The sequence below is a fragment of the Nostoc sp. DedQUE08 genome (genome assembly GCF_034530895.1).
Taxonomy (GTDB): Bacteria; Cyanobacteriota; Cyanobacteriia; order Cyanobacteriales; family Nostocaceae; genus Nostoc.
In genome coordinates this window covers 33,750-60,679 of the sequence record NZ_JAVRCD010000050.1, presented here as the reverse complement: position 1 = coordinate 60,679, position 26,930 = coordinate 33,750, and the positions used below count along the sequence as shown (strand labels likewise).

25 protein-coding genes and 2 pseudogenes are annotated in these 26,930 nt (G+C 42.1%); 15 read left to right on the top strand and 12 right to left on the bottom strand.

The genetic code is table 11. From position 1 onward, the window contains the following. Nucleotides 1-574, top strand: a pseudogene (locus tag RMY64_RS27185) (hypothetical protein); the annotation flags it as partial. A gap of 157 nt (nt 575-731) precedes the next feature. Here RMY64_RS27185 and RMY64_RS27180 read toward each other — a convergent pair. Both RMY64_RS27180 and RMY64_RS27175 read right to left on the bottom strand, forming a co-directional pair. After that, nucleotides 732-965 carry an AbrB/MazE/SpoVT family DNA-binding domain-containing protein gene (locus RMY64_RS27180; protein WP_322701636.1) on the bottom strand — a complete coding sequence of 78 codons (234 nt, stop codon included), beginning with the start codon at nt 963-965 and terminating at the stop codon, nt 732-734. A 115-nt stretch (nt 966-1,080) separates the two neighbouring features. Then, nucleotides 1,081-1,917, bottom strand: coding sequence for an Rpn family recombination-promoting nuclease/putative transposase (locus tag RMY64_RS27175; RefSeq protein WP_322701635.1), 837 nt, complete (start codon nt 1,915-1,917; stop codon nt 1,081-1,083). Nucleotides 1,918-2,200: 283 nt separating this feature from the next. On the opposite strand from RMY64_RS27175, the gene RMY64_RS27170 reads away from it, so the two are divergent. Both RMY64_RS27170 and RMY64_RS27165 read left to right on the top strand, forming a co-directional pair. After that, nucleotides 2,201-2,449 carry a type II toxin-antitoxin system Phd/YefM family antitoxin gene (locus tag RMY64_RS27170; protein WP_322701634.1) on the top strand — a complete coding sequence of 83 codons (249 nt, stop codon included), beginning with the start codon at nt 2,201-2,203 and terminating at the stop codon, nt 2,447-2,449. Between the two features lie 95 nt (nt 2,450-2,544). After that, nucleotides 2,545-2,970: a hypothetical protein gene (locus tag RMY64_RS27165; RefSeq protein WP_322701637.1), complete on the top strand. Its 426-nt coding sequence runs from the start codon at nt 2,545-2,547 to the stop codon at nt 2,968-2,970. Between the two features lie 138 nt (nt 2,971-3,108). On the opposite strand, the gene RMY64_RS27160 is transcribed toward RMY64_RS27165, so the two are convergent. Together RMY64_RS27160 and RMY64_RS27155 are read right to left on the bottom strand one after the other, a co-directional pair. Next, complete coding sequence (locus RMY64_RS27160; RefSeq protein WP_322701633.1) at nt 3,109-9,774, bottom strand: tandem-95 repeat protein; 6,666 nt, start codon at nt 9,772-9,774, stop codon at nt 3,109-3,111. Continuing rightward, nucleotides 9,755-10,666, bottom strand: a complete 912-nt coding sequence (locus tag RMY64_RS27155) for a DUF4347 domain-containing protein (RefSeq protein WP_322701632.1) — start codon at nt 10,664-10,666, stop codon at nt 9,755-9,757. The genes RMY64_RS27160 and RMY64_RS27155 overlap by 20 nt, the downstream gene beginning before the upstream one ends. Nucleotides 10,667-11,356: 690 nt before the next feature. On the opposite strand from RMY64_RS27155, the gene RMY64_RS27150 reads away from it, so the two are divergent. The 4 genes and pseudogenes from RMY64_RS27150 (at nt 11,357) to RMY64_RS27135 (ending at nt 14,397) form a co-directional block, all read left to right on the top strand. After that, nucleotides 11,357-13,165: an ABC transporter ATP-binding protein gene (locus RMY64_RS27150; protein ID WP_322701631.1), complete on the top strand. Its 1,809-nt coding sequence runs from the start codon at nt 11,357-11,359 to the stop codon at nt 13,163-13,165. A 38-nt stretch (nt 13,166-13,203) separates the two neighbouring features. Further along, a complete protein-coding gene (locus tag RMY64_RS27145; RefSeq protein WP_322701630.1) occupies nt 13,204-13,632 on the top strand; it encodes a hypothetical protein in 429 nt (142 codons plus the stop codon). A gap of 122 nt (nt 13,633-13,754) precedes the next feature. Further along, nucleotides 13,755-14,000 carry an AbrB/MazE/SpoVT family DNA-binding domain-containing protein gene (locus RMY64_RS27140; protein ID WP_069069158.1) on the top strand — a complete coding sequence of 82 codons (246 nt, stop codon included), beginning with the start codon at nt 13,755-13,757 and terminating at the stop codon, nt 13,998-14,000. Then, nucleotides 13,987-14,397: pseudogene (locus RMY64_RS27135) on the top strand (PIN domain-containing protein). The gene RMY64_RS27140 and the pseudogene RMY64_RS27135 overlap by 14 nt, the downstream one beginning before the upstream one ends. 80 nt (nt 14,398-14,477) lie before the next feature. Here RMY64_RS27135 and RMY64_RS27130 read toward each other — a convergent pair. After that, on the bottom strand, nt 14,478-14,924 hold the full coding sequence (locus tag RMY64_RS27130; protein ID WP_322701629.1) for a type II toxin-antitoxin system VapC family toxin: 447 nt from the start codon (nt 14,922-14,924) through the stop codon (nt 14,478-14,480). Then, nucleotides 14,912-15,166, bottom strand: coding sequence for a hypothetical protein (locus RMY64_RS27125; protein WP_322695856.1), 255 nt, complete (start codon nt 15,164-15,166; stop codon nt 14,912-14,914). Before RMY64_RS27125 ends, RMY64_RS27130 begins: the two co-directional genes overlap by 13 nt. Before the next feature lie 34 nt (nt 15,167-15,200). On the opposite strand from RMY64_RS27125, the gene RMY64_RS27120 reads away from it, so the two are divergent. After that, nucleotides 15,201-15,416: a hypothetical protein gene (locus RMY64_RS27120; RefSeq protein WP_322701628.1), complete on the top strand. Its 216-nt coding sequence runs from the start codon at nt 15,201-15,203 to the stop codon at nt 15,414-15,416. A 181-nt stretch (nt 15,417-15,597) separates the two neighbouring features. On the opposite strand, the gene fxsT is transcribed toward RMY64_RS27120, so the two are convergent. Then, the gene (fxsT, locus tag RMY64_RS27115; protein ID WP_322701627.1) at nt 15,598-18,243 is read right to left on the bottom strand and encodes an FxSxx-COOH system tetratricopeptide repeat protein; all 2,646 of its coding nucleotides are present in this window, start codon (nt 18,241-18,243) and stop codon (nt 15,598-15,600) included. A gap of 169 nt (nt 18,244-18,412) precedes the next feature. Here fxsT and RMY64_RS27110 point away from each other — a divergent pair, with 169 nt between their 5' ends. Both RMY64_RS27110 and RMY64_RS27105 read left to right on the top strand, forming a co-directional pair. Further along, nucleotides 18,413-18,586 carry a hypothetical protein gene (locus RMY64_RS27110; protein WP_322701626.1) on the top strand — a complete coding sequence of 58 codons (174 nt, stop codon included), beginning with the start codon at nt 18,413-18,415 and terminating at the stop codon, nt 18,584-18,586. A 200-nt stretch (nt 18,587-18,786) separates the two neighbouring features. Beyond that, complete coding sequence (locus RMY64_RS27105; RefSeq protein WP_322701625.1) at nt 18,787-19,479, top strand: PD-(D/E)XK nuclease family protein; 693 nt, start codon at nt 18,787-18,789, stop codon at nt 19,477-19,479. A 199-nt stretch (nt 19,480-19,678) separates the two neighbouring features. Here RMY64_RS27105 and RMY64_RS27100 read toward each other — a convergent pair whose 3' ends face one another. From RMY64_RS27100 to RMY64_RS27085, 4 genes are all read right to left on the bottom strand, one after another. Beyond that, a complete protein-coding gene (locus RMY64_RS27100) occupies nt 19,679-20,086 on the bottom strand; it encodes a transcriptional regulator (protein ID WP_322671553.1) in 408 nt (135 codons plus the stop codon). A gap of 72 nt (nt 20,087-20,158) precedes the next feature. Further along, nucleotides 20,159-20,932 (bottom strand): hypothetical protein, encoded by a 774-nt coding sequence (locus RMY64_RS27095; protein ID WP_322690837.1) that lies wholly within the window; start codon nt 20,930-20,932, stop codon nt 20,159-20,161. Nucleotides 20,933-20,983: 51 nt separating this feature from the next. After that, nucleotides 20,984-22,375, bottom strand: a complete 1,392-nt coding sequence (locus tag RMY64_RS27090; RefSeq protein WP_322671551.1) for a cytochrome P450 — start codon at nt 22,373-22,375, stop codon at nt 20,984-20,986. A gap of 83 nt (nt 22,376-22,458) precedes the next feature. Further along, nucleotides 22,459-22,653 (bottom strand): hypothetical protein, encoded by a 195-nt coding sequence (locus tag RMY64_RS27085; protein ID WP_322671550.1) that lies wholly within the window; start codon nt 22,651-22,653, stop codon nt 22,459-22,461. Between RMY64_RS27085 and RMY64_RS27080 the strand changes: the two genes are divergently transcribed. Genes RMY64_RS27080 through RMY64_RS27070 form a run of 3 tightly spaced genes read left to right on the top strand, consistent with a single transcriptional unit; the run spans nt 22,640 to nt 24,334 of the window. Continuing rightward, entirely contained in the window at nt 22,640-23,272 is a 633-nt protein-coding gene (locus tag RMY64_RS27080; RefSeq protein WP_322671549.1) for a ParA family protein, read from the top strand. The genes RMY64_RS27085 and RMY64_RS27080 overlap by 14 nt on opposite strands. Nucleotides 23,273-23,274: 2 nt before the next feature. Then, complete coding sequence (locus RMY64_RS27075; RefSeq protein ID WP_322671548.1) at nt 23,275-23,916, top strand: hypothetical protein; 642 nt, start codon at nt 23,275-23,277, stop codon at nt 23,914-23,916. Nucleotides 23,917-23,944: 28 nt separating this feature from the next. Continuing rightward, on the top strand, nt 23,945-24,334 hold the full coding sequence (locus tag RMY64_RS27070; protein ID WP_322671547.1) for a tautomerase family protein: 390 nt from the start codon (nt 23,945-23,947) through the stop codon (nt 24,332-24,334). Nucleotides 24,335-24,694: 360 nt separating this feature from the next. Here RMY64_RS27070 and RMY64_RS27065 read toward each other — a convergent pair whose 3' ends face one another. Further along, nucleotides 24,695-25,588: an alpha/beta hydrolase gene (locus RMY64_RS27065; protein ID WP_322671546.1), complete on the bottom strand. Its 894-nt coding sequence runs from the start codon at nt 25,586-25,588 to the stop codon at nt 24,695-24,697. A gap of 377 nt (nt 25,589-25,965) precedes the next feature. Here RMY64_RS27065 and RMY64_RS27060 point away from each other — a divergent pair, with 377 nt between their 5' ends. Both RMY64_RS27060 and RMY64_RS27055 read left to right on the top strand, forming a co-directional pair. Further along, complete coding sequence (locus RMY64_RS27060; RefSeq protein WP_322690840.1) at nt 25,966-26,277, top strand: BMC domain-containing protein; 312 nt, start codon at nt 25,966-25,968, stop codon at nt 26,275-26,277. A gap of 81 nt (nt 26,278-26,358) precedes the next feature. Continuing rightward, the gene (locus RMY64_RS27055; RefSeq protein ID WP_012409276.1) at nt 26,359-26,706 is read left to right on the top strand and encodes a carbon dioxide-concentrating mechanism protein CcmK; all 348 of its coding nucleotides are present in this window, start codon (nt 26,359-26,361) and stop codon (nt 26,704-26,706) included. Nucleotides 26,707-26,930: the final 224 nt, after the last annotated feature.

Genomic DNA, 26,930 nt, shown 5'->3' with positions numbered 1-26,930 from the left:
AAAACTGCCAGATATATTGCCAGAAGCCCTTGCTGCTGCCAGGGCGATTCAGGATAAGTATTCTCGTGCCTATGCCTTGAGTGCCTTAGCTGAAAAACTGCCAGATATATTGCCAGAAGCCCTTGCTGTTGCCAGGGCGATTCACGATGAGGTTTATCGTGCCTATGCCTTGAGTGCCTTAGCTGAAAAACTGCCACTAGAGTTATTGCCAGAAGCCCTTGCTGCTGCCAGGGCGATTCAGCATGAGTCAAATCGTGCTAAAGTCTTGAGTGCCTTAGCTGAAAAACTGCCACTGGAGTTATTGCCAGAAGCCCTTGCTGCTGCCAGGGCGATTCACGATGAGGTTTATTGTGCCAAAGTCTTGAGTGCCTTAGCTGGCAGTTTGTCACAAATGCCATCTACAAAACTTTTCCCCCTTTGGCAAGATACACTTCATGAACTATCCCTTCGCACTCGCCGTGATTTGCTGCAAGATATCAAAGCATTGTTTCCAGTTATCTTTGCATTAGGTGGCGAAGCAGCAACAGTAGAACTTGTTAGGGCGATTCAGGATGTGGCGCGATGGTGGAAATAATTTGTAATTCGTACCTCGACTTCGCTCGGCAACCTAATTCGTAATTCGTAATTTAAGAGAGTTAGATTTAACTTGCATCTGTAGCCTGATTTTGGTCAATTGGTATAAGGGGATGCAGGATCTATAGTTTTAAACGAAGTGCGATCGCCTTTTACAACTACTCAACCCAATTCTCTCTGGTGTCGATGATTGAGCGATCGCAATTAGTCATAAAATCATCACAGAAATTGTCTAGACTGTCGATGAGCGATCGCCAGGGATTATCTTTGGCTATGAGAACAATAGCGTTACCAATTTTTTTGATATACACTTCTGTGCCAGTGAGTTGACAATCTTCCGGCAAAATAACAACTTGGTGAATGCCATCAGTGCTGAGTTTGGCGGTGTTCATGATATTACTTTTCGGCATTGCAGTTGCTCATCGTTAAACTATAGATGTAAGCGACTATCTAAAAGTTAAGCAATGCGATCGCTTCTATCTTAGCAGCACCTACAGAAGAGTGGACTTATTGTTCTGCTAACCACGACTGTAAATCAGCCACACTGGTAAAATCTAACAATGCTTCACTCAAGTCTTCCAGAACAGGTAAAGGTAAACCAGTGATGGCAGAACGCATTTCTGGAGTCAGTTCGCCAAATCGCTTTTTTAGCAGTCGCATAACTAGATTAACTGTTGCTTCCTCGCGCCCTTCTTCCTTAATTTCCCGATAAACTCGCGTTTCCTTGAGTGTGATTCCCAGCATCGACTCTACCTCCCTTCTACTTAATTGCTCAAACTTGTACACCATAATCGTCGTAATCATCTCTATTATGGCGCGACTTGTGGGTGATGATACTTCTTGCCGAGTTCTAGTTAATAAATATCTGGCTTGTTCTGGTGCTTGTTCTTCGTTAATTGTCGTTAATACCATCAGCGCTACCCATAAAGGTAAGGTACGAATATCCCCTAATTCATCTAAATATATTTGATGCACTTGTCCGCCATTGAGCAATGAGCGATGGGGATAAATCTGGCTTTGTTCCAGACTGCGAGATGGGTAAATTATGACTACTTGCCAATCGCTAAATCTCTCACAGTTGCGGTAAAAATATAGTGAGGACTCAGCAAATACTCTTTCGTAAAGCTGTTCATCTTTTTGGAATTGGACTTCACAAAAATACACTACTCCTGCACCTGCATTTTCTGGTGGGAGGAATACGCCGTCAATTTCAAATTTCGGTTCTTTAACTGCTACTGAGTCAAATCGATAGGCATTAGCATTTGTTGGCGGATTGGTCAATAATTCAAATAATAACGTGGGAGATTGTTGAAATAGTTTGTAAAATATCGAGTCTCGGCGCATGAAGTATTCTTATTTTGCTGAACCGAGTCCACACTACCATAGAAATTTTGAGTGATTTTGAAAGTTCTCACTTTGTATGATAATGGCAATCGCCCTTCTACAATAAGCGATCGCACTATCTCTCACAAACTGCGTAGTTTACTGCCGTAGGCATCGCCTATATCGGTCTTTTTTACAGAATAAAGCGATCGCTTTTCCATAAACTGCGTAGTTTACCGCCGTAGGCATCGCCCACTCATCCAGTGTTATCGTAAAGAATATTAGGAATTAATTACCAAGGCAGATGACTATTACTGTCAACGTTGCCCAAGCAACTGCCAAATTTAGCGAACTTCTGAGTCAGGTATTGCTCGGTGAAGAAGTCGTGATTGCTGAACAGGGGATTCCAGTTGCACGTTTAGTTGCTCTTACGAATACCAGTTCTCCTCGCATTCCAGGCTTAGATAAAGGTAAAGTGTTTATTGCACCAGATTTCAACGATCCTTTACCAGAAGAAATCTTGAGTGATTTTGAAAATTCTAACCTCGTTTAATAATGACTTTCTACAGACTGCGATCGCCTATATCGGTTTTTCTTACAGAATAAAGCGATCGCTTACAAGATTTTTCCCTACGCACTCCCCAACTTATGGGAGCAGCTACAGAACTTACGGGAGCAGCTACAGAACTTACGGGAGCAGCTACAGAACTTACTGGAGCAGCTACAGAACTTACCGGAGCAGCTACAGAACTTATGGGAGCTTATATCGCCTCCGCTCTCATCGTCGGTGCTATCCTCATGCTAATTGCTGGGGCAAATCCCATCACTGCATACAGCAGCATCCTATTTCAAGAATCTCCTCTACCTACTTTGGATTTAGATGAGGCTGTTCAGGGGTGGAAAGGCTTGAAGTTAAAATTATGCCAGGGGATTGAAAGTGCCGGTCAGTTCTACAGCGAGCTAGTCTCCACAGTCAGCAACGCTATCGGCGTTGCTGATGGTGAGCCTTACTGGAACGGATATCTAGGCAAGTGGCAGGTTTGGCTTAAGTTTGGCATTTACCCTTTCCCCTAAGAGTGCAAAAATATATTTTTGCAAGAGGTCTAATGTAAATTTTTTCACTAAGTATTCACAAGCGGCAATCACATAGCGCTTTTATGAAAACAGATTTGTTCCTCTCCCTCATTCTGAGAGTAGACAATATAGTTTTCATTAGGCAATCACAGTAATATTTGCATGAGTAATAATTGCCTGATTCGAGAATTGGGCTATTTGAACTTGTGCTGTACCACCAAGTCCATCTTTATCAAAGAATAGGTTGCCTGTAGTTTGATTGTAGATGAAGCGATCGCTTGCTGTTACAGCATTAGCACCAAGTCGAAATAAGCTAGCCTCAAGAGAAGTATTTTGAGATTGGCTAAGTCCAAATTCTGCCTTGGAAACAAAGATAGTATCATCTCCAACAGTAAAATCAGCAATAATATCATAGCCTCCAATGCGTGTATCAGTCAGGTAGAAGCTATCTCGACCAATTCCACCAGTCAATACATCTTTACCAGTTCCACCACTCAGTAGATCATCGCCTACACCACCGAACAAGGTGTCATTGCCAGTACCACCAATTAGGCTATCATTACCATCAACTCCATTCAACGTGTTAACACCAGTGTTTCCAGTCAGGATGTTATTCTGGCTGTTGCCAATACCATTGATTGCTCCGGTTCCAATCAAGGTCAAGTTTTCCAGGTTATTTCCCAACACCCAACTAACCGAAGACTTGACTAAATCAGTGGCTGCATCTAAGCCTTCAGTAATACTATCGTTCAGGTTGTCTACAATGTAAATGTCATTGCCAACTCCACCATTAAGATTGTCAGTCCCTGCACCTCCATCCAAAGTGTCATCGCCTGCACCGCCGAACAAGGTGTCATTGCCTGAACTACCAATAAGGCTGTCGTTGCCATCAACTCCATTCAAGATGTTAGCGCCAGTATTTCCAGTCAGGATATTATTGAGACTGTTACCAGTACCATTGATTACCCCACTTCCAGTTAGGGTCAAGTTTTCTATGTTATCTGCTAAAACCCAACTGACGGAAGACTTAACTAAATCTGTACCTGCATCTAGGCCTTCAGTAATCGTATCGCTTAGGTTGTCTACAGTGTAAATGTCATTACTGACTCCACCATTGAGATTATCTATTCCCACACCTCCATCCAGGGTGTCATTGCCAGAACCGCCGAATAAGGTGTCATTGCCGTCACCACCAATTAGACTATCGTTGCCATCAGATCCATTCAAGGTGTTAGCAGCAGTATTTCCTATGATGATGTTATTAAGGTTGTTACCAATACCATTAATTGCTCTACTTCCAGTCAGGGTCAAGTTTTCTAGGTTATCTGTTAACAACCAACTTACCGAAGACTTGACTAAATCTGTGCCTGCATTGACGGATTCAAGAATAGAGTCGCTGATGCTGTCTACAGTGTAAATGTCATTACCGATTCCACCAATCAAGCTATCATCTCCTAAACCTCCATCCAAGGTGTCATTGCCAGAACCACCGAACAAGGTATCGTTGCCGTCACCACCATAGAGATAGTCATTGGCATCGCCACCGTCAAGGATATCATTACCCGTACCACCATAGAGAGAGTCATTGCCAGCACCACCATAAATGTTGTCTTTGCCTGTTTCTCCATAAAGGCGATCGCCACCTTCGTAGCCGAAGATGATATCATCAGCTACGCTTCCCGTCAGGGTATCAGCTGAACGCGTACCAAATAAAGTATTTTCGCTGACATCTTGAAGTCTAACTGTGACAGTTTCTACGCTGCTAGTGCTAATGCCGTCGCTAACAGTAACTTGCAACTCAAAGGTGGGGTTAGTTTCAAAGTCGAGGTCGTCGCTATCGTTGACAGTAATTTCTCCAGTGCTGGAGTTGATATTAAAGCCAACCTGACCATCGCGATCGCTATCCAAGTTACCATTAATAATTGTCCAGTTAGAAAATGTGCTGCCATCCACATCTGTTGCAGCTATGGTGCCAACCACCGTACCATTGGCAATACTTTCATTAATGCTAAAACTTTGGCCTGCGGCGATCGCAGGAGCATCATTCACTGAGTTAATAGTAAGTAGCAGCTTTTTAGAAGTGCTTCCCCCTGTATTTCCATCGTTCACAACAATACTAAGGCTATCAGTACCATTGATATTGGCGTTACCTTTGTAAGTCAGTCCAGCAATATCAGCGAGGGTGGCATTAATTTGACTAACAGTACCAGTGAGAGTGACATTACTGCTACTGTTGTTGTTTATACTGGTTGAGGTTAAACCACCGACTACATCACTTTTTATTGTAACTGTACCTTTGGTTGCTGTGAGAATAACGCTAAGAAGCGAATTTCCGGCGTCAACATCATTAATCGCAATGCCAGGAATTGTGACTGAAGCATCTTCATTGACAGTAACACTAGGTAAATCAGAAATAGTTGGGGTATCATTAACAGCAGTAACATTAATTGTTCTAGTCACCGCACTACTAATACCACCATCACCATCTGTGAGGACAACTTCAATAGTCCGAGGAGTGGTTGAGGGGCTTTCAGATACATTAACGTAAGTAATATTCCGCACTAAAGCTTCGATGGCAAAGGGTGTTGCATTGGCATTCAAGCCAATTACCAAATCTTCAGTGCCAATACCTCCAGAGAAAGTACCGATTTGCAGAGTACCGTACTTGATGATGTTGCCGTTGAGGTTAATTTGAGTAATGTTAGTGCCTTCGTTACGGATCGCAAGACGGTCATCAATGCTAACACCGTTTTTGATGCGAACAGTCAATTTGCCATTGTCGAAGTTAACAGAATCTGGGTCTGTAACTTTGACATAAGATTCTGTAATCAAAATGGCAGCAGCGTTTTCTGTATAATTAGCAGCATATCCCGGCCAACTGCTGATTATTGGAGCATCACTCACACCAACTTTCAAAGTGACCGTGGCAATATTAGAATCAGCAATGCGATCGCCTGCTCGATAAGTAAAGGTATCAATGCCTTTGAAGCCAGTGTTAGGCGTGTAGTTAAAAGAACCATCAGGATTGAAAATTAAGCTCCCATTTTGCGTCCCGGACACCAAAGTTGCTTTTAGAGGTGTTTTCTCGCTATCAGTGTCATTTGTCAGGACACCAGGAAGTCGATTCCCAGTTGTTGCATTGTATTGTATTCGTCCCCGATAGCTTTCGTTTATAGGATCGCCATCGCCATTTTCTCGGAATGTGGCATCAAAGCTGACAATTTGGCTATCAACACCATAAATAATTTGATTGATAGTAAATTCACCAGTCAAACTGTTATATCCGCGTCCATCACCACTTACGTCTAAACCAGGCTGATTAGTCGCTTGGAATGGGAAACGCGCTGCACCTGTGTATGTTGTACCTGTTGTGAGTGGGGCGTTAAATGGAGCTGCAAATGAAAGATCCCACCACTTGCCGCCACTTCCAGGTTCGCTGTAGGTAATTCGTATCGCGTTATTGCTACTGGTGTTTGTTGAGTAGGCGCGTGAGGCTCCAAAATTACCTGTGAGCGGAGTATAGCTATAATAATCGCTTTGACCGATATAGTTACCGCGATCGCTATCTAAAATCAGCGCTGTAGTAGCAGCGGCAGTACTAAATAAGGTATTTTCTGATACCAAATAGCTATCGTTTGTTGCCACCGGTGCTTGATTAGCGCTAATCGCTGTACTCGTAACCTTGATATTATCAATACCAATCCACTCATCTTCCCCATTGGCATCAGTTGTAATCAAGCGAATTTGCACTTGTGCTTGATTGTTAACTTCCGGTGGTAACAAAACGCTTAAGCGTGCTTCTCGTGCATCGTAGGAATAGGGTGTTGTGCCGTTATTGGAAGCATCAGAGACGAAACCTGCTGGCAGATTGATGAAATCCCCTGTATTACCAATGCGATACTGGACGGCAAGAGGTTGAATTGCATTGCGTGTTGAGGTGTCAATGTCTTTGAGCGTGAAATTTAACTGGACATTCTGACGCCCTGTAGCGTTTAAATAAAATACCAAGTGCGGTGCTGTAGCTGTTGATGAACCTCGCAGGGCAATAGTTGGGTTGCTTTCATAGACAAACTCCGCCACACCAGCATTTGCGTAGGTACTAGGATTGGTCTGATTTGCATTAACATCAATCGGAGTTGCAGAACCATCAGCAAGCACTGTTTGTGGGTCAACGCCAACACTGCTGACTAAATTATCGCCTCGAAATCCTCTGATGCTGGGTATGTTCAGCCAATCATCATCAGTGGTAATTAAACTTGTGTTTGACCAGTCTTGACTAAAGTCGCTCAGTGCGAGTTGATAATAAACAGGAGCAATGGATTTGACTGTGAGCAAGGCGGTGTCCGTGGCGTTACTAAAGGCAGTTGTACCACCGTTGCTTGTGGTGTCGGCAAGATTACCATTGAGACCACTAGTTCTATCCCAAGCTCGGAAGGTAATAGCGTTAGCAATATCACCATTAAAATTAGCATTGGGCTGGAAGTAAATGCGGCTATAAGCATCTGCTACTAGCAAACGAGCGCTACTTTCAGAAACCGGCCCTAAAGGATTCCAGACTGTACCACTGTTAGTGCTGTACCACCAAGTACCGTTAATAGTGTTAGCGCCAGTAATAGCTATACCTATTAAACCGCCACTATTGGGGTCAGTAATATTACTATTTATACTGACTATGGAAGATATTAAAGTTCCAACTGCCCCCGAAGGTGCGCCTGCATTTTCATTGACTGCGCTTAGGGTAACAATAGTATCAGATAACACAGGTGCTGTATTCGCAGGCGCAGTTGGTACTTCATTAGAAACACCGAGGAAACGTGCCACTGCAAAGTAGCCATTGACATTACCTACAACAACAATCTTCCCATCTGATTGAGTTGCAAGGACATGAGTCTCATCATATTTACTCTTAAGCGAAGTTGTAACCTGACCAGCTGTGCCAAAGCTTGTATCTAAAGTTCCATCAGGGTTGTAAGCTAATAGAACAGTAGTGCGATTAAGGCTTTGAGTATCGCTTTCTACATAGCCACCGACAACAATTTTGCCATTTGGCTGAATCGACAAACTAGTACCACGGTCACCAGTGCTAACGCTAAGAGGAGCAATAACTTTACCACCATTGCCAAAGTTAGAGTCTAAAGTGCCGTCCGTATTAAAACGGGCAATAGCAAAGTCTTCTTGATTAGAATTATTCCATACATTCCACACATATCCAGTAACAACAATTTTGCCGTCTGACTGAATTGCAAGACTTTCGATATTCTCAAAAGAAATACCTATCGCGGCCAGAACTCTACCACTATTGCCAAAGCTCGTATCGAGACTACCATTGGTGTTATAGCGTGTTATGGCAAAATCATTGTTATTGCCATTGGAAGCTCTTCCTCCAACTACAATCTTACCATCAGGCTGAATCGCAACAGCATAGCCGTTTGTGCCATTTACCTTGCCACCATTACCAAAGCTTGTGTCTAGGCTGCCATTGGTGTTGTAGCGTAATAGAACATAATCTGGATTACCATTGCCGATATACCCCGCTAAAATAATCTTGCCGTCCGGCTGAAGTAAGACGTTATGACCGAAGTCTTCACCAAAGTTGGTAATAACTTTACCGCCATTGCCAAAGCTGCTATCTAAGCTACCGTCAGCGTTGTAGCGTGTGAGAGCAAAATCTGGTTGGCTAGGTTGGGTACTGTCCCCCCAACTATAGCCGCCAACAATAATCTTGCCGTCGGACTGAAGAGTAACACGATAACCAAAATCGCTGGAAGTACCTACTATATGAGTAGTAACTGTACCACTATTGCCAAAGCTGGTATCTAAGCTGCCATCAGGATTATAGCGTGCTAAAGCAAAGTCAGGGGCACTGACGTTATTGTTTTCCATGTAAACATAACCCACTGCCAAGATTTTGCCATCCGGCTGAATTGCAACACTATAGGCAGGCCCGCCATAACCAAATTTAGTAGTGACCGTACCACCATTACCAAAGTTAAGGTCGAGGTCACCAGGGTTCTGTACGAGTTTGATAGTAATGTTTTCGTTTGTACTGGTTGCAATACCATCACTGACGTTGACTTGCAGATTTACAGTAGGGTTAGTTTGGGGATTAAGGTCATCAATATCATTGATAGCCAACTGTCCGGTATTGGGATTTATACTGAAAGCTTGATTGCCGTCACCATCTGTATCTATGTTCCCCCCGGCAATTGTCCAGTTAGAGAAAGTAGTGTTGCTATCAACATCCGTAGCCGTCAATGTACGAATAATTGTGCCGTTGCTAGCATTATCGGGAATGGTGAAAGAAATGGGTGTGACTACAGGTGCATCATTGACAGCATTAATCGTAATTGCAGCTGTGTCAGTAGTACTACTAAAAGCAGTGGAGCCGCCATTAGTACTTGTGTTTGCCAAGTTTCCATTTGTTCCACTAGTTTCATCCCAAGCACGAAAGGTGATGGCGTTGCTGATGATGCCGTTGAAGTTAGAGGAGGGACGGAAATAAACACGGGTGTTAGCATCTGCCGCCAACAACCGGGCGCTACTATTTGATACTGTACCCAAGCTATACCAGTTTTGCCCATTGTTAGTGCTGTACCACCACGAACCGCTGATGGTGTTGGCGGCAGTAATAGCTATACCAGTTACTGCCCCAGTGTTGGAGTCGCTGACGTTTGCACCAAGGCTTACTAATGAGGAAACTAAGGTGCCCACTGCTCCAGAAGGTGCGCTCGAATCTTCATTAATTGAATTGAGGGTAACAACAGTGTCAGTTAGTGTAGGAGCATTATTTAGATGTGGTAGCACCAGGGGTAAAAGAGTAATTCAAAGTAATATTACCCGTACTACTTTGATAGCCATCTACAGAAATGTGATAAGTTGTTCCAGCAGTAACTGTAAAGCTCACCTTACTAGCACTAGTTCCATTACTGTCGTCGTTGTCAGCAACCAGGCTCAAACTATTAACAGCATTGCCTGTGTAAACACTAAGGTAAGTATCAAAGCCGCTATTTATAGTATCAAAAACAACGTTTCCAGAAGCGGCAGCAGTCCAACTCCACCAGACTGAGTTGGTGGCTCCTGATTGAATTAACTCGCCTGATTCGCTTGTGGCTCCTACATTATTGCCTGTACTACTGCCTGAGTTACCAGAAAGTACAATACGGTTAGCAAAGTTGTCATTAAAGGAAGCTAAAACGAAGTTGTAAGTCTCTAATATTTCTGGTTTAAATATCTGAACAGTTGTCACCTCGCCTCGACTGATTTCCAAATTCCAGTCTCCGCCTAAAGCAGCATTCCCTGTGAGATTGGCAGAAGCAGCAATGCCAGCTTTTGTCAACTTGTGCAACTTCTCAATGAATTCTTCTCCAGCGTCTCCAGCAGCAACGTTACAGCCATAGAGTAATAGAGATGGAGAAACGCAGAGATGGGAAGACCAGGTTTGTAGTTCTTGAGCGTAGCGTTGCAATGTGCTGAGGCTAAGTTGGGTGTTACCTAAGTAGAGGCAACCAGGGGAGCCATGAGAGATGATGTGTACACTTTCAACTCCACGGCGCTGTGATAGTACTTCGGTAATTTGTTCTACCCCATCTTGGTAGCGATCGAGGATAGCTACCTCTACTTGTGATACTAAATTTTTAAGTAATAATTCGTAATTAATTACCGAAGAATCAATGAAAATAATGTTTGTATTTTTCATGTCCACTGTATTATATTGATAGTTGGAATTTTGAGTTTTAATTGTTATTAAAACTCAGGATTAAACATGAAACATTGAATGATAAAAAACCAAAAACTATTGACCAGCAATTTATTCAATAAATTAGCCTGATTTTTTATCTTTATAAAATGACAATCCATCAAAAAAGATAGCGATTATGATAGTAATATTTTCTTTATATACTGTCTGAATTGCATCGATGTATTTTCTGAGATATTGTCAAGATATTGTAAAGATTTCAGAAAAGAGAGTAATATTTATTACTTTAATTTTCAAAAATGACCAAAGCTGTCCCATGACAATTAGATTTTTCAGCACGGGGTCTTGTTTTAAGTTTTCCCTCAGCAGAGGCTTTTCTACCAAAAGGAGATGCTAAATCAATCTTAAAACCAGATTTGCGAACAACTTATCATTCCGATTACCTATACTGGCCTATTAACACTGATCGCATCGCTCTAGGGCAAAGGAGCAGAGGGGCAGAGAGGAAAGATGCTTCAGGGGAAGATTTACTGCAAGTTTCTGCTCTGCTCCCCTGCCCCCCAGCTAGCTCTTTAATAAACTCAGTTACTAGTTTCTCACTAGTCTGTCTGAATCAATCTTCAGACTCAGGACTTAGGACTCAAGACTTTGTTCCGTGGTAATATCAGTCACACGAAATCGCAAAAAACCGTGGCTACTGTATTAAAATCTCATCGGGCATCAAGAAGGCGTAAACATTCAGCGCATCCTCTCCAACGTTTGCTTGAGTATGGACACCAGTATCGTAAACAAATTTGGCTGGCGACTACTTATTCTATCCTCAATAAGTTTTTCGACTTAGCACCACCCGGTTTAATTGGTATCGCGGTGGATGTGGTAGTCAAGCAACAGGATTCCATAATTGCCCAGTTAGGGGTACGGGATGTCTTTGGGCAATTTTTGATTATTTCCTTGCTGACTGTCATCATTTGGATACTAGAATCGGTTTTTGAGTACGCCTACGCTCGACTTTGGCGAAATTTGGCTCAGAATATTCAGCATGACTTGCGTTTAGATGCATACAAACATTTGCAAGAGTTGGAATTGGCTTATTTTGAAGAACGCAGCACTGGCGGTTTAATGTCTGTCCTCAGTGATGATATTAACCAATTAGAGCGGTTTTTGGATGGGGGAGCAAATGATATCATCCAAGTTTCTGCAACGGTTCTAATTATTGGCGCTGCTTTCTTTATTCTGGCTCCTAGTGTAGCGTGGATGGCTTTGTCTCCGATGCCATTTATCCTCTGGGGTTCTTTTGCCTATCAACGACTACTTGCGCCTCGCTATGCTGATGTCCGCGAAAAGGTAGGTTTTCTCAATTCGCGGTTGTCAAACAATATCAGCGGAATTACTACTATTAAAAGCTTCACATCTGAAGCTTATGAAGCCTATCGTTTGGAATTAGATAGTGACGCTTATCGTCACAGTAATTCTAAAGCAATTACTCTTTCTGCTGCTTTTGTGCCGTTAATTCGGATGCTGATTTTGGTGGGTTTTACAGCATTACTTTTATATGGCGGAATGGCAGCAGTTTCGGGAGCCATGTCTGTAGGTACTTACAGCGTATTAGTGTTTTTAATCCAACGCTTGCTGTGGCCTTTAACTAGATTAGGCGAAACTTTTGACCAATATCAAAGGGCAATGGCTTCTACTAATCGAGTCATGAATTTATTAGATACTCCTATCGCCATTCATACAGGTGATGTGGCGTTACCTGTAAATGAAGTACGCGGGGAAGTGCAATTTAACAATGTTTATTTTGCTTATAAAGATAGATTTCCAGTAATTAAAAATCTGTCTTTGGATATTCCGGCGGGGAAAACTATTGCAATTGTTGGTTCTACTGGTTCTGGTAAAAGCACTTTAGTCAAACTCTTATTGCGGTTATATGAAGTGCAAGCTGGAAACATTACTGTTGATGGCATTGATTTGCAAAATTTGAATTTGCAAGATTTACGCCGTTGTATTGGTTTGGTGAGTCAAGATGTCTTTCTATTTCATGGCACTGTAGCAGAGAATATTGCTTATGGTAGCTTTGAAACTACAGAGCAAGAAATCATCACGGCGGCGAAGATAGCCGAGGCGCACGAATTTATTATTGAATTGCCCGAAGGTTATGAGACAATCGTGGGGGAAAGAGGACAAAAGTTATCTGGTGGACAAAGACAACGGATTGCGATCGCCCGTGCAGTCTTAAAGAATCCCCCAATTCTGATTTTAGATGAAGCAACCTCGGCAGTAGATAATGAAACAGAAGCAGCAATCCAGCGATCGCTAGAACGGATTACAGTAGATAGAACTACAATTGCGATCGCTCATCGTCTTTCCACTATCCGCAATGCCGATTGCATTTATGTCATGGAACATGGGAAATTAGTAGAATCAGGAACCCATGAACAATTGCTAGAGAAAGACGGTATTTATTCCGGCCTCTGGCGTGTACAGTCAGGTTTGAGATAAATTTCGCCTATTGTCTGTGTCTTCATTACGAATTATTTATGTTTTTTGGTAATAGTCAACCAGAATCAGGTGATACTAAGTGGCGTCGCCAGTTGGATAAGTTTGTCAAAGCAAATCAGCAAGAGTTAGCGGCGCTGTTTTGGGGATTATGGTTAGCAAATGGTGACAGTCAGGGTACTGTTGGTATTGATTTGCAACCAACGCCGCATTTTGTTTATTGTCCAAAAGAGCAGATAGAGAATTTAAATATTAAGGTTGAGAATCGGCTTCAGGAAATTTTGGGAATTGTTGAGAATCACAAGCCGGAAGTGGAAGTTGTGATGATTGGGATTGGGAAGGGGGAAATTAAGTTAATTCAGTTTGCACCGGAACCAGCGCCACCGATTTGTTTTGAGGAAGTTGGGAAGGATGTGGATGGGTTATTGGATGTGCTGGAAGAGAGGATGAGGGAGGAGATTGTTTTTTAACGCAGAGGGACGCGGAGGGAAGCGCAGAGGTACGCGGAGAAAAGACTCTATTTATACCGCTTGCTGTGTTGATTTGCTAAGAAACGTTATATTTAGGTAAATAATTTATGTCAGGAAACGTAATGGCTAGCGTCACCATCACCACCAAAGGAGAAGTAATTATTCCTAAAGAAATTCGGGATTATCTTAATCTTGATATAGGTAGTAAGGTTGATTTTGTCATTGATGAAAATGGGACAGTTAAACTAATTCCACTCAATGTTCCTGTTCAAACTCTGTCCGGCATTTTACATCGTCCGGCGATGAAAAGTGCAACTTTAGAAGAAATGGAAGCAGCAATCCAAGAAGGCGCAAGTGATTGGAGTTGATACGAATATTTTAGTGCGCTACCTCACAAAAGATGATGAAAAGCAGTGGAAACAAGCTGCTGAAATTATCGAATCAGGAGAGCAATGTTTTGTAGCAAATATAGTTCTTTGTGAGTTGGTTTGGGTTTTACGGGGAAAGCCCTATGAATTTAGTAAGGAAGAAATTAGCAACACTATAGAGTTAATGTTGCAATGTTCAGTGTTTGAGTTAGAAAATCGCTCTTTAGTTTATCAAGTATGACAGCGATTTCATCAGGGAAAGGCAGATTTATCCGACTATTTAATCGGCGCGTTGGCGCAGCCCGCCGCAGGCATCGCTCAACATAATAGTTGTAGTTCAACAGTAACTTTTGACAGAAAGTTAAGAAGCGAACAGGGATTTAATTTACTTGAATAATGCTTATTTTGCAATCGGCGTAGGTGTAGCCCGTCGCAGACATCGCTCTCCATTATCAACGAACACATAAAAGCGATCGCTCACGATCTCAGCACCTCATCTAGAATCACAATCGGCAAGTTTGTGGCTGTCCTCAGTTGCCGATCGTTGGTGAGAAACTGAGTACAGCCAGATGTTGTAGCAGTCGCAATATGAATGGCATCAGGTGTTCTCAAACAAGGCGTGCTTGCACGTAGCCTTGCTGCTTCACGCAAAATGATCTGACTTATTGGAATCAACTGCATTTGAGGCGATCGCAGTAATCGCTCATAGGCATCAACCAGAAATGTATCCGAGTTTCTCAGTGGCACAACTAAGGTTTCCATCAGAGTTAGTTCGCTGCTAAAGACTTCAAGAGTTCTTGCCTGAAGACTATTCCATAAGGGATTCAGCAACACCCCATAAGTTGGGGTCTGTTCGACGGCGTAAATAACTGTTACCGTATCGATGTATACACGAGCAGCATTTGGCAGAATTAGTTGTCCCATGCATCTCGTTCTGCTTGGAGGTCTTGATTGATTTCTTCTACACTTCTGCCAACAGGACGCTGTTTGTGGATTTCTTCAAGCAGGTGGATAATCGATTGTCCTTCTAGTGTCGTTTTTTGTGGTATCAGGACAATTACCTCAATAGTTTGTCCTACAGAGGTTGAGAGTGTATCGTCAGGCAAGGTGATTTCAATTTTGTTGCCTGGTAACACTTTAGTTTCAATGCGTAATGCTGATTGCATCAAGCCTTCTCCTGATTTGGTTTCTTTTTAGCTATTGTTTGTTCTATGGACTCCCTATCGTTCTATCCATTGTGGCTCAAAAAGCGATCGCGATCGCAATTATCTCTCAACTATCAAAGGCGATCGCTTCTCGGTTTACAATCTAAATAAGAGCGATGTCTTTGACAGGCTACGCCTACACCCTCATAACACCATCATTTCACCTCAAAACAAGAATATTCTCGTTTGGAACAAGAACGTTCTCACTTAAAACAGAAACGTTCTCATTTGGAACAAGAACATTTTCACTTGAAACAAGAACGTTCTCGTTTAGAACAAAAACATTTTCATTTGAAACAGAAACGTTCTCACTAAAAACAGGAAGATTCTTGTTTGGAACGCGAAACTTCGAGATAAAAGCTTGATTGATGAGGTTGGGAAGATGAATTTTGCTATTGTGAGTTGAGGCGATCGCGTAAATTTGCTAAATTTTTACGACAAGCAAGAGTATTGGGATGATTCACCTTTAACTGTCGCTCCAAAATATCTAAAGCTTGGATGTACAGGGGTTCAGCTTTGCTGTATTTGCCTTGGAAGTTGTAGAGATACGCTAGGTTGTTGAGACTAGTGGCAACATCTGGGTGTTCTTCTCCCAGCAACTTGCGCTTGAGTACCAAAGCTTGGATAAAAAGGGGTTCAGCTTCGCTATATTTACCTTGGGATTGGTAAAGTAACGCTAGGTTGTTGAGGCTAGTGGCAACATCTGGGTGTTCCTCTCCCAGCCGTTTGCGCCATAGTGCCAAAGTTTGGATAAAAAGGGGTTCGGCTTCACTGTATCTACCTTGGGATTGGTAGAGTGACGCTAGGTTGTTGAGGCTAGTAGCGACATTTGAATGTTCTTCACCGAGCAGTTGACGCGTGAGTGCTAAAGTTTTGATGTACAGGGGTTCGGCTTCACTGTATCTACCTTGGAAATAGTAGAGGTTACCTAGGTTATTGAGAGTAGTAGCGACAGATGGGTGTTCCTCTCCCAGCAGCTTGCATCTGAGTGTCAAAGCTTGGATGTACAGAGGTTCGGCTTTGCTGTATTTGCCTTGGGATGCATAGAGTAACGCTAGGGTGTTGAGGCTAGTGGCGACATCTGGGTGTTCTTCTCCTAGCAGCTTGCGCCATAATGTCAAAGCTTGGATGTGCAAGGGTTCAGCTTCACTATATTTGCCTTGGAATTGGTAGAGTAACGCTAGGTTGTTGAGGCTAGTGGCGACATTTGGGTGTTCTTCTCCCAGCAGCTTGCGCCATAGTGCCAAAGCTTGGATGTGCAGAGGTTCAGCTTCACTGTATCTGCCTTGGGAACGGTAGAGTTCCGCGAGGTTGTTGAGGCTAGCAGCGACATCTGGATGTTCTTCACTCAAGCGTTGTTTAGTGATTTCTAGACACTGCTCTAACCAAGGTACTGCTTTTTCATACAATCCCTGACCATTGTAAAACGAAGCATTACCGACAAAAGACCAGTGTAAATCATCATTGCTGAGGTATTGAATAAGATGATTTGCTACTTCAGCTAAATGAGGTATTGCTGGGGTGACATCATTAATTTGCTCAAGGGTGGGTGTTTCAGGAATATCTTTAGCAACTGCTACCATTACCCGGCAAAGCGATCGCTTTAATTCCTCTGCCTGTTCTAAACCTGTAAGCTTATATTGGAAAAACTCCCGCAACAGTGGATGTAATTGGTAAATTCCCTCATCTTTGCGCTGGAGCAGATGCAAATTCAATAACTTCTTATCCCGAATATCCTCTAACTCTTCCTCGTCTGACTCTGGTAAACACTGTTCTACCAAATCCCAAGCTATAGGCGCGGCGGCAAATAAACTCAATAAACAGCCCAACTGCTTATCATCGTCGTTTAATTCTTGCCAACTCAACTCAAAGGCTGCTAACACACCCCGTTGTGCTGTCATGTCGCCTTCTGGTTTAATAAGTGCAGGCTGTTCAAGTCGCTTTTTCTCCAACCGTCGCAACATTTCTGTTAAAGAAAGGTCTGGTTTCCGCTTGAGATATCGCCCCACTAATTCCAAACCCAAAGGCAAATATCCCAACCACTCACACAACTGATTTGCCACAGCTAATTCTTGCTCAATTCGCTGTGGTGTTTCTTTAAAAAATGACTTTAATAACTCCAGCGCCGCTTCTGGTTGCAATACATCCAAGGATAATTGCTGAATAGATGCTCCTAAGTATTGGCGCGTGGTAATCAACACTTTAAACCGGGAAGATGACGAGGGTAAATAAGGTTTAACCTGCTGATATTCCCCAACATCATCTAACACTAGCAGCACATCACCCTCACACCAATGCCGCCAGCAGTATTGCACTTGAGCCAGGACATCCAAACCTTCTGGTAGCTTTAAATCAAGCACAGTTCTGGCAAACCGCACAACTTGAATGCCTGCATCACCAGATTTTGCCAACAACCAGCAAATTCCACCCTTGTAAGTTTCGCGGTGATTCCTGGCATATTGTAGGGCAAGTTCAGTTTTACCAACTCCACCCATGCCAGCAACAGCAGCTATAGCCACCTGTTTGTTTTCCTGCAAAAGTTGGTGGAGATTTTGCAATTCCACTTCACGTCCAACAAACTCCACCACCCCACTTAAGGGAATATTTTCATAAAACGTAGGCTTGGGTTTAGCTTTTCTCGCTTCCGCACGCTGCACACCTGGCTTTTCTTCCCTAAGACGTTGCCATTCTTCATCGAATTTCTTTAAGTTCCCATCTTTATCGCCTTTGTCACACCAAAGCGTCAGCTTAAAATGCCAGTTCTCTGAACCTCGCTGGTGTTCGCGCAAATCTTCCAGAATACCCAAAAACTTAGCAAGTGCTTTTAATGCTTCTCGAACTTGTTCTTTCTCTAAACCACCAAGTTCCGCCAAAACTCTTAGCTGTGTCCTCACAAGTAATTGCTTTGGTGTTTGCCAATTAAAGTCTATTTTAAAACGCTCACTGTTTTCTACTTCACCATTGGCATAAGCCAACAACCTTTCTAATAGCTGCCTTACCCGCGCTTTAACATCATCACCATAGCTAACACGCGCCATCGGTTACTTTTGCTCAAATTTGGACAAAGTTTCGGGAATCCCCAAACTTAATCTAGCATCCCCAAACTCAAATCTCCGGGTATTCACCCATTACAGCCAACAAACAACTGTATTTGCTTTCACTGACTACCCCAAATTTACCGTTGCTTCAGTATTCAAGGTGAAACAAATGCAAAAGGCAACGAAATCTATCAATATTAAAAAGCTGGTGACAGTTTTACTATTTGTAATTCCCTTAATTGCAGACTGGTTAATTCCAGGTTCGGGTATTTTCATAGAATTTGCCTTTCTAATTTGGGAATTGCTGGAACTACAGGAAACAGAAGGGGATAATTTGAAGTAAAAGTGACATTTACCAATGTTACAAACCCTTATCTTCAGCCCTATTTATTACAATGGAATAGGGTTTTATTCACTTCCCTGCAACATTTACCCCACCCTAACCCTCCCTTTTACAAGGGGAGGGAACCAGATTTTTCTTGTTTCCCCCCTTTACAAGGGGGGACTAAGGGAGGTAACAACGCAATTAATTACGAATTACAAATGCAATTTAATACCCAACTGCTACCTCAAATTAACAGTAAATCCCTGAGAGAAAATGGTAAACAATATTATGTAGATGCCAAGGGAAACCGCTTCCCTAGCGTCACCACAATACTTAATGTCACCAAACCCCAAGCAGATAGAGACAGATTATTAAATTGGAAAGCGCGTGTTGGAACAGAAGAAGCCACCCGCATATCTACAAACGCCAGTCGTCGGGGAACCCAAACACACAAACAAATTGAGCGCTACCTCCTGGGACAAAATCCTGTTTGTCCAGAAGCCAGTCGCCCTTATTGGGAAAGTATTCAGCCAGTTTTAGCAGAAATCGACACAGTGAAACTCGTAGAAGGCTCCGTTTTTCATTACGATTTGAGCTATTCTGGCAAAGTTGATTGTATTGCCAGTTATCGAGGCATCCCTTGTATTTGCGAGTGGAAAACAGCAGACAAACCTAAAGGTTCAATCGAGCATTTATACGAACATCCACTGCAACTTACAGCATACATTGGAGCAATTAACAACTATTATCGAGATTATGGTATTCAGCTAAATCATGCTTTGTTGGTAGTCGCAATTCCAGAGATGCCAGCTGAGGTATTTTGGTTTGAACCAGCAGCAATTAAAGATTACTGGCAGCAATGGGAAAAAAGAGTCGCCGAATATTGGGAACGCAGAAGTGTTTGGAGTTGATGAGTGGGATTCTGGTTCAAAGATGCGGTAAGTGGCTTGATTTAAATTGCTGCGATCGTCGTTAAAGAAATACTGCTAATCATGCATTGCCTCCTACCCACTTCGAGATGTGGGACGAAAGGAACTTAAATGCATCTTGCTACATCAGTTGCCTTGCTGTAAAGTTGGAATGCGATGAGAATTTGTAAATTTTTTCCTCTTATGATTCAAAAAAAGTAGCTGGCGAAATGTGAAAAAACTCTGCAAGTTTGCTAATGTGATTAACTGTTAGCTTGCGCTGTCCACTCAAGACTTCAGATACAATAGACTCAGTTTTAAAGATAGGAATTAAGTCTTTCTGTCGCAAACCAAATTCGGCAATCATTGCTTGAAGTAATTCTACACCATGAATATCAGGTATAGAATGATGTTTTTGTTCATACTCGTAAACCAGAGTACCTAAAACATTGAGATAATCTTGTTCATCTGGTGTTAATTCAACTTTATCAATTAAGGAATCAATGACTTCTTGCGTAGCCAGCAATTCTTCCTCGGAAGTTACGGGACGAGGAGGAAATGATTTGAGTAATTCAATATACCTTTTATTAACAGGTGTTTTAGGGATCATTTTGTATTCTTATGAACAACTCACTAATAAACAATAAAATCAACCTCCTTGAAAGTGATTCAAGGTAAATTTTCAGGTTTGATAGTTGGGATTTCGCGGGGGTAATGCCTGGAGTAGACTTTGTGTTCCTAACTGCACCTCTATCCGATGACGAATATAACTATCCGGATGAGTTTTAGCGATCGCAATTGCTTCTGGTATAAGATGTCTAAGTTCATCGGGATAAAGCAATGGATCTAGTACAAGACTAGGAATAATACTGCGGCGTACTTCGATGCTAGAATTTTTAACGAACTCTCTAAGAAACAGGCAGCGCTTGCATAGCTGAATATCAGCTAAGGCATCATAAACTGCCTGTGATTCTGGTGTTGCGTACTCTTTACTAAAGCTAGGAACTTCTCTATCAAAGCGCAAGGGAACCTGTGCCCAATACAGTGCGTTTACCGCCCCTGCTTTCTCGAAATTTGACCCATGCTCAACGAATTCTAGCAAAGCTTCATTGACAAGACGATGACCGAAAGCAATAACACATGGTTCTACGAATGAACGATTAAAGCTGGGATTTATTTCATAGACAGCAGCGCGGATGAGAGGGGAAAACAGCCTTTCTTTAAGGCGCTTGGGAGCAGATTTAGTAACTTTGTTGACCATGAAGACAACAAATAATTTACGTTGTTCATCTCTAAGTGCTTGGATAAACCAATTGATATCTTCTTCAGATGCACTTAAAAAACGCTGCCCAGTCTCAGACCATAAATTTTTCAGAGTTTTATCAGCTAAATCAGTTCCCCGTGCTGCTAAGTAACTTACACAATAGTCATCCCAGCTATTATTTCGTGTGTCCATATTGTTAGAGAATCAAAGCGATCGCTTTCAATATAGCTTCACTTAAGTAAATCAACTTAAACTAGAGGCAGCAATTGTATTCGCACGCTTAACTTGAGGTGTTGCAACCATCCGCATTCCGGCTGGTGCAGCTAAAGTTAACCCACGGCGCACAGGACGCACGGGACGTTTATTCACTAGCGAAACTTGAAATTCTGATAAAACAGTTGCCAAGACAATTTTCATTTCATACAGAGCAAATGCCATCCCAATACAGCGACGATTACCGCCACCAAAAGGTAAATATTCATAAGGTGAATATTGTCTTCCTAAAAAGCGTTCTGGTTTGAACTGCTTGGATTGTGGGTAAACTTCTTCCCGATGATGCGCTAAATAAATACTGGGGATTATTACCGTTCCCTCTCGCAGTTCGTAGCCCATAATTGTAATTGGGGTCTTCACTATCCGCGGGAAAGCAGTCATGACAATTGGGTAAAGTCTCAATGTCTCTTGGCAAACTGCTGACAAATAGGGCAATTTACCTACACTATTCAAATCGTGGTTAACTCCAATGGTGTTGAGTTCCTGTAACAACTTCTCACGCACCTCTGGTAAACGATCAATCCAGTAAAAAGCCCATGTCAATGCCGAAGCGGTAGTTTCATGTCCTGCAACTAGCAGCGTCATTAACTCGTCGTGTAATTCTTCATCTGACATCCCTTGACCATCGTCATAACGAGCCGCCATCATCAAACTTAGGATATCTTGGCGATTTTGATCGGCTTGCTCCCGACGTTCTCGAAGCAAAGCATAAATTAGTCGATCGATTTTTTGCCGTTGTTGCAGAACCCAACCCCACGGACTCCACACACCGAAATCTTTTTGCATGAACTGGAAAAAGAAGGCGCTGGACATTATGGGCGAAGTGATGAAGTCTAATAAGTCACTTAGCGATCGCCTCAGTTCCTCAAACAGTTCTCCATCATTCAAACCAAATACAACCCGTAAAATAACACGCAAGGTAATTTCTTGCATCGACTCACGGATCTTAAAAGGCTTGCCAATTTGCCATTCATTAGTCACCTGTCGGGTGATTTCCCGAATTTCCTCACCGTAAGCCCGCATTCTTTCGCCATGAAAGGGAGGAGCTAATAATTGCCGTTGCCTCTGGTGGCGATCGCCATCCGCTAACATAAAAGAGCGATCGCCAAGTAAAAATTTTAGTCCGATGTTCCCCCTGCCAACCTCAAAATGCCTAGAATCAGCAGTAAAAATCTGCTCAAGTGCTTGGGGTTGACTAAAATATACTAGATGGTTATCAGAGCGATTACTCTTGATCGTGAAAGTGTCACCGTAGATTTGGGCAAAATCATCCACATATTTCACTGGCTGAGTAATAAACTTGATCATCCTCAGCCAGCGCGGCATTTGAGGCCCATCGGGTAAATTGTAAGTTGTTGTCATAGAATTTTAGGGAGTTAATGGCTTCTGAATTTTATTGTTACGACTTTTCATGTTACTTAGGGTTACAGAAAGCGGTATATTCATCATTGGGGACTAGAAACTGGAAGCTGGGGACTGAAAAAGAAGACAAAGAGGATAATAATAACTCTTGTACAGACAAGGGTTAATCGCGTCTCTACTTCTAACTCAGCACTCAGCACTCCTAACTCAGCACGGGCTAAACGCCCCGCTACCGCTAACAAAAGGCAGCATCGGAAGTAAGCAGTGCCAAAAATCATCGCTATTCTCAACGGTAAAGGAGGAGTCGGTAAAACGACTACCGCAGTCAATCTGGCTGCAAACTTTGCGAAGAAAAAAAAGGTGCTGCTGATTGATGCAGATATTCAAGGTTCTGCCAGTTGGTGGTTTGGGCGCAGTCAGCAGGGAATGGGATTTGATTTATCTCAAGAAACAGATCCCGCACTTTTAGGTGATTTAGCAAAGATAACAGGTTACGATTTAGTAGTGGTGGATACACCTCCCGCGCTACGCTCTGAAGCATTAGTGGCGGTAGTTGCGATTGCAGATTATCTAGTTTTGCCGACACCCCCATCTGCAATGGATTTAGCAATCCTCGTGGAAACAGTCAAGGAAGCCGTCATCCCTGTGGGAACCCCCCATCGGGTATTGCTCACCAAAGTCGATACGCGCAGTCTGGGGGAAGCACAAGAAGCAAAAAACACTCTGACTCGCTTAGGTATTCCTACTTGTAATACCTTTATCCGTGCCTATAAAGCTCATGAACGAGCAGCACTTGAAGGTGTAGCGATTACTCAATGGCGAGGCGGAAATGCACGGGAGGCGGAATTAGACTACCGCCGTGCAGCTGATGAATTACAGCGTGATTGGAGAAAATAATAATGGCTAGGAAACAAAGTCTCTCTGACTTACTACAAGAAGAGGCGCAAAAATTTACACCCCCAGAAGGTGAATCTGCGATCGAGGTTACAGCCGAAAAAATAGCCGAAGAACAGGCTGCATCTGATGAGGAATCGTCAGCACAAACACTTGAGCCAACTTCTACTAAGCGCACAAGTCCCACTAAAGCTGATTTAGAAGCAAATGTCAAAGAGTTGACAAGTAATCTAGAAACAAGCCACAAAAAAGAAGCATCTCTTGAACAAGAAGTCGCTGATTTGCAATCAAAATTATCTAAACAAAAAACATTTGTATCAGAACAAAAATCATTACTAGAACAGCTAACAAAAGAACTTGATGAGACCAAAAAAACAGCACTGCAACTTGCAGAAGCAAATTCCCTGCTTATAGAAGAAATTAATTCTTTAAAACAAAAAGCAGAGCCAAAAGTAGAACAAAAAGTACAAGAGAAATCTAAACTTGTTGTCAAAGAAACTAGCGCGATCAGACCAGTAAAAGACCACTACAATCCACTTAACTACAAAAAATCACATCGGTCATCAGAAACACTCGCTCAAAATCAACCACAAAATCAGCCGAATGAGTATCCTGATAGTTCTAATGAGATGTGGTTACTTGACTAGAGTCAGTTCATCACTCAGTTAAAGGTTAATGGTACAAATCAAAATCTATGGCACTGCTTCATTTATCCGTCATTATCGCAGTGCCATTTCTGACGCAATTCATTCTTGTGTTGTTGAAGCTCTAGTATATCCTCAAGATAAGCGTGTCCATCGGTTCTTTCCTCTAGAAACCGATGATTTCATCTACCCTTTAGGACGTTCAGAGAAATACATCATCATTGAGATTAGTATGTTTGAGGGACGCACTATTGAAACGAAAAAGAAACTAATTAGGTTGTTGTTTTCTTGCTTATCTGAACAAGTTGCAATTGCACCTATAGATATAGAAATCACGATTACAGAAACCCCAAAACACAACTGGGGTATCCGGGGAACAACAGGAGATGAATTAAACCTAAATTACCAAGTGCAAGTATAAATCTTTTGAGCTTGTAAGGCATGTATTGTGATGCCCATACTAATCTGATTTACTCATATAAAAATCTCATGTCTACCTACTAAGTAATAAACTGCTATCTTTTTACAAAACAGGTTTGCGATCATAGCTACAGAGTTTCCTAAAATTCTGTAAAAGTAATACCAATTTGAAAAAAAATGCGACAAATAGATCGTCTGTAGAGAAGCGATTCATCGCGTCTTTCCCCAAGGATGTGTTGCAATCATTAATTGAATTGGTATAACACAATTAAAGATAAAAATAGTAGCTATGACAGAAGCCATTAGCAACAGATGAAAAACTTTCTAAATCGGCTTTAGAGAAAAATTATTGAAAGTTGGGCTATCTTTCAACTCGAAAATCTAAAATATGCTGGGCAGTTATTTGTGGTTGTTCCAAGTGTGGGAGATGACCACAATCTTGAATCCACTTAAGAGTACTGTGTGGAATTGCCCTTTTAAATCTCATGGCATCCTTAATACCCAAAATTTTATCAGAATCGCCCCACAAAATTAGTGTTTGTTGCACAATTTTTGATATGGCTGTGAATCTAAAAGCACTGTAACCACCACTTTTAGTGAAAGAAATCAAAGCTTGATGCCAACTCGGCATTTGTAAATGTAATGCTCCACAATATAACGCATCGATAGAGGCAAGAGTTTGATTTTTGTATCCAATGCGAGAAACGCGATCGCGCACCTTCATATTACTCAAAAACTGAGTTGCTAAATAATCTAATGGGGGAAACATGAATTTGCTCAATGGCGAACCACCCGCTAACCCCGCACTGTCAATTAACACCAGCTTTTTTACCGCTTCTGGGTAAGCCAATGTAAAATCAATCGCTGTGGCACCGCCCATCGAAGCGCCTACTAAAATTACAGGTTGGTTAATTAGGCTTTTCCAGAAATAATAAAGATGGGTTTTAATTGCAATTGGGCTATAGGCAATTCCTGAAAGTCTATCTGTAAACCCAAAACCCAACAAATCCACTGCCCAAGTTTCATTATCTTCAGAAAGTAGTGGCAAAAGCCGCCGAAATTCTAATACAGAACTGTCAAAGCCGTGAATTAATAAAATTGGAGTTCCACCACACCCTTGCTTGACAAATGTTGTGGTAACTGCTTGATTAGTTAAAGGAGTAGCGATCGCAGTTGTTTGAATACTCCGAGCTAGTGCGATCGAAGTAGGTTCTGTAAGTTGCCCAACTGCCGTAGGAAGAAAATTCGGAAACATAAATTTCAGTTTATCGTACTAGTACAACACGGTGGAAATAAACCACCCATTCCAAATCAATGAAATGCTTATGCTGTATTCATTTTTAATTTTTAATTTTTAATTCTGCCTTGCGGTACTAGTTTGCTTCCACCCATAACTAATTTTGTTAAACAATAAAGTTACACAACCTAAGATGCTGAAGTATTATTTGTAATATATATATAAAACATAAGGCAGGGACTATCAAAATATTCTAACTCCCAACAGACATGATTAATCGCGTCTCTACTCCCCCAAAAAATATGGCATCAAAGAAAGTTTCCCAAAATGTCAAAATTGGGACTAAAGCCACGTACAATTAAAATCGCTTATCCCTTAATCCAGGAGCTAATGCCATGCCAATGGCGGTTGGCGTAATTGAAACTTTAGGTTTTCCGAGTGTCTTAGCAGCAGCAGATGCAATGGTCAAAGCTGCCGCAGTTACAATTGTGTATTATGGTCAAGCGGAAAGCGCTCGCTTGTTAGTCGCCGTCCGGGGACAGGTTTCTGAAGTAAATAGAGCTGTTGAAGCCGGAATCGTAGCGGGTGAGGAAGTAAAAGCTGGTACAGTAATTACCTACTACATCGTTCCCAATCCCCCAGAAAATGTCGAAACCATATTACCAATCCATTTCACCGAAGAATCAGAACCTTTCCGCATCTTCTAAGCAATTTTGCTATCAAAATCTGTAGCGAAGCTTCGTACAATTAACTTGTAGCCCCCAGTTTGTTCATACAGGAGATTAATAATGTCATTACAGGCAGTTGGAGCACTTGAAACTAAAGGTTTTCCTGCGGTGCTAGCAGCAGCAGATGCTATGGTAAAAGCTGGTCGAGTTACCCTTGTTGGTTATATCAGAGTAGGTAGCGCTCGTTTTACAGTTAATATTCGTGGTGATGTTTCTGAAGTAAAAGCCGCTATGGCTGCCGGTGTTGAAGCCGCAGAAAATGTTTACGGCGGTACACTTGAATCTTGGGTGATTATTCCTCGTCCCCATGAAAACGTTGAAGCTGTTCTACCAATTGCTTATACAGAACAAGTCCAAGGTTATCGAGAATCTGTAGAAAATCCCATTGTTAGATCGAACAATCGATAGATTTAACTTCCTGCGGGGGAATTCAAAACAAAAACTTCCCATAAATGAATTTAAAGAGAAGTTTTTTGTCAGGCTTCTGACTATCAAAACTTTAGAGGATTACATTCCTTCTGTTTTTAGATTTTGCATAAGTTGAATTTTGAAGCAGAAAGAAAGCAACAGTCAGAGTCAATAGTCAAAACCAATATTGACTGTTGACTGTTCATTTTTAGAAATATAAAAGC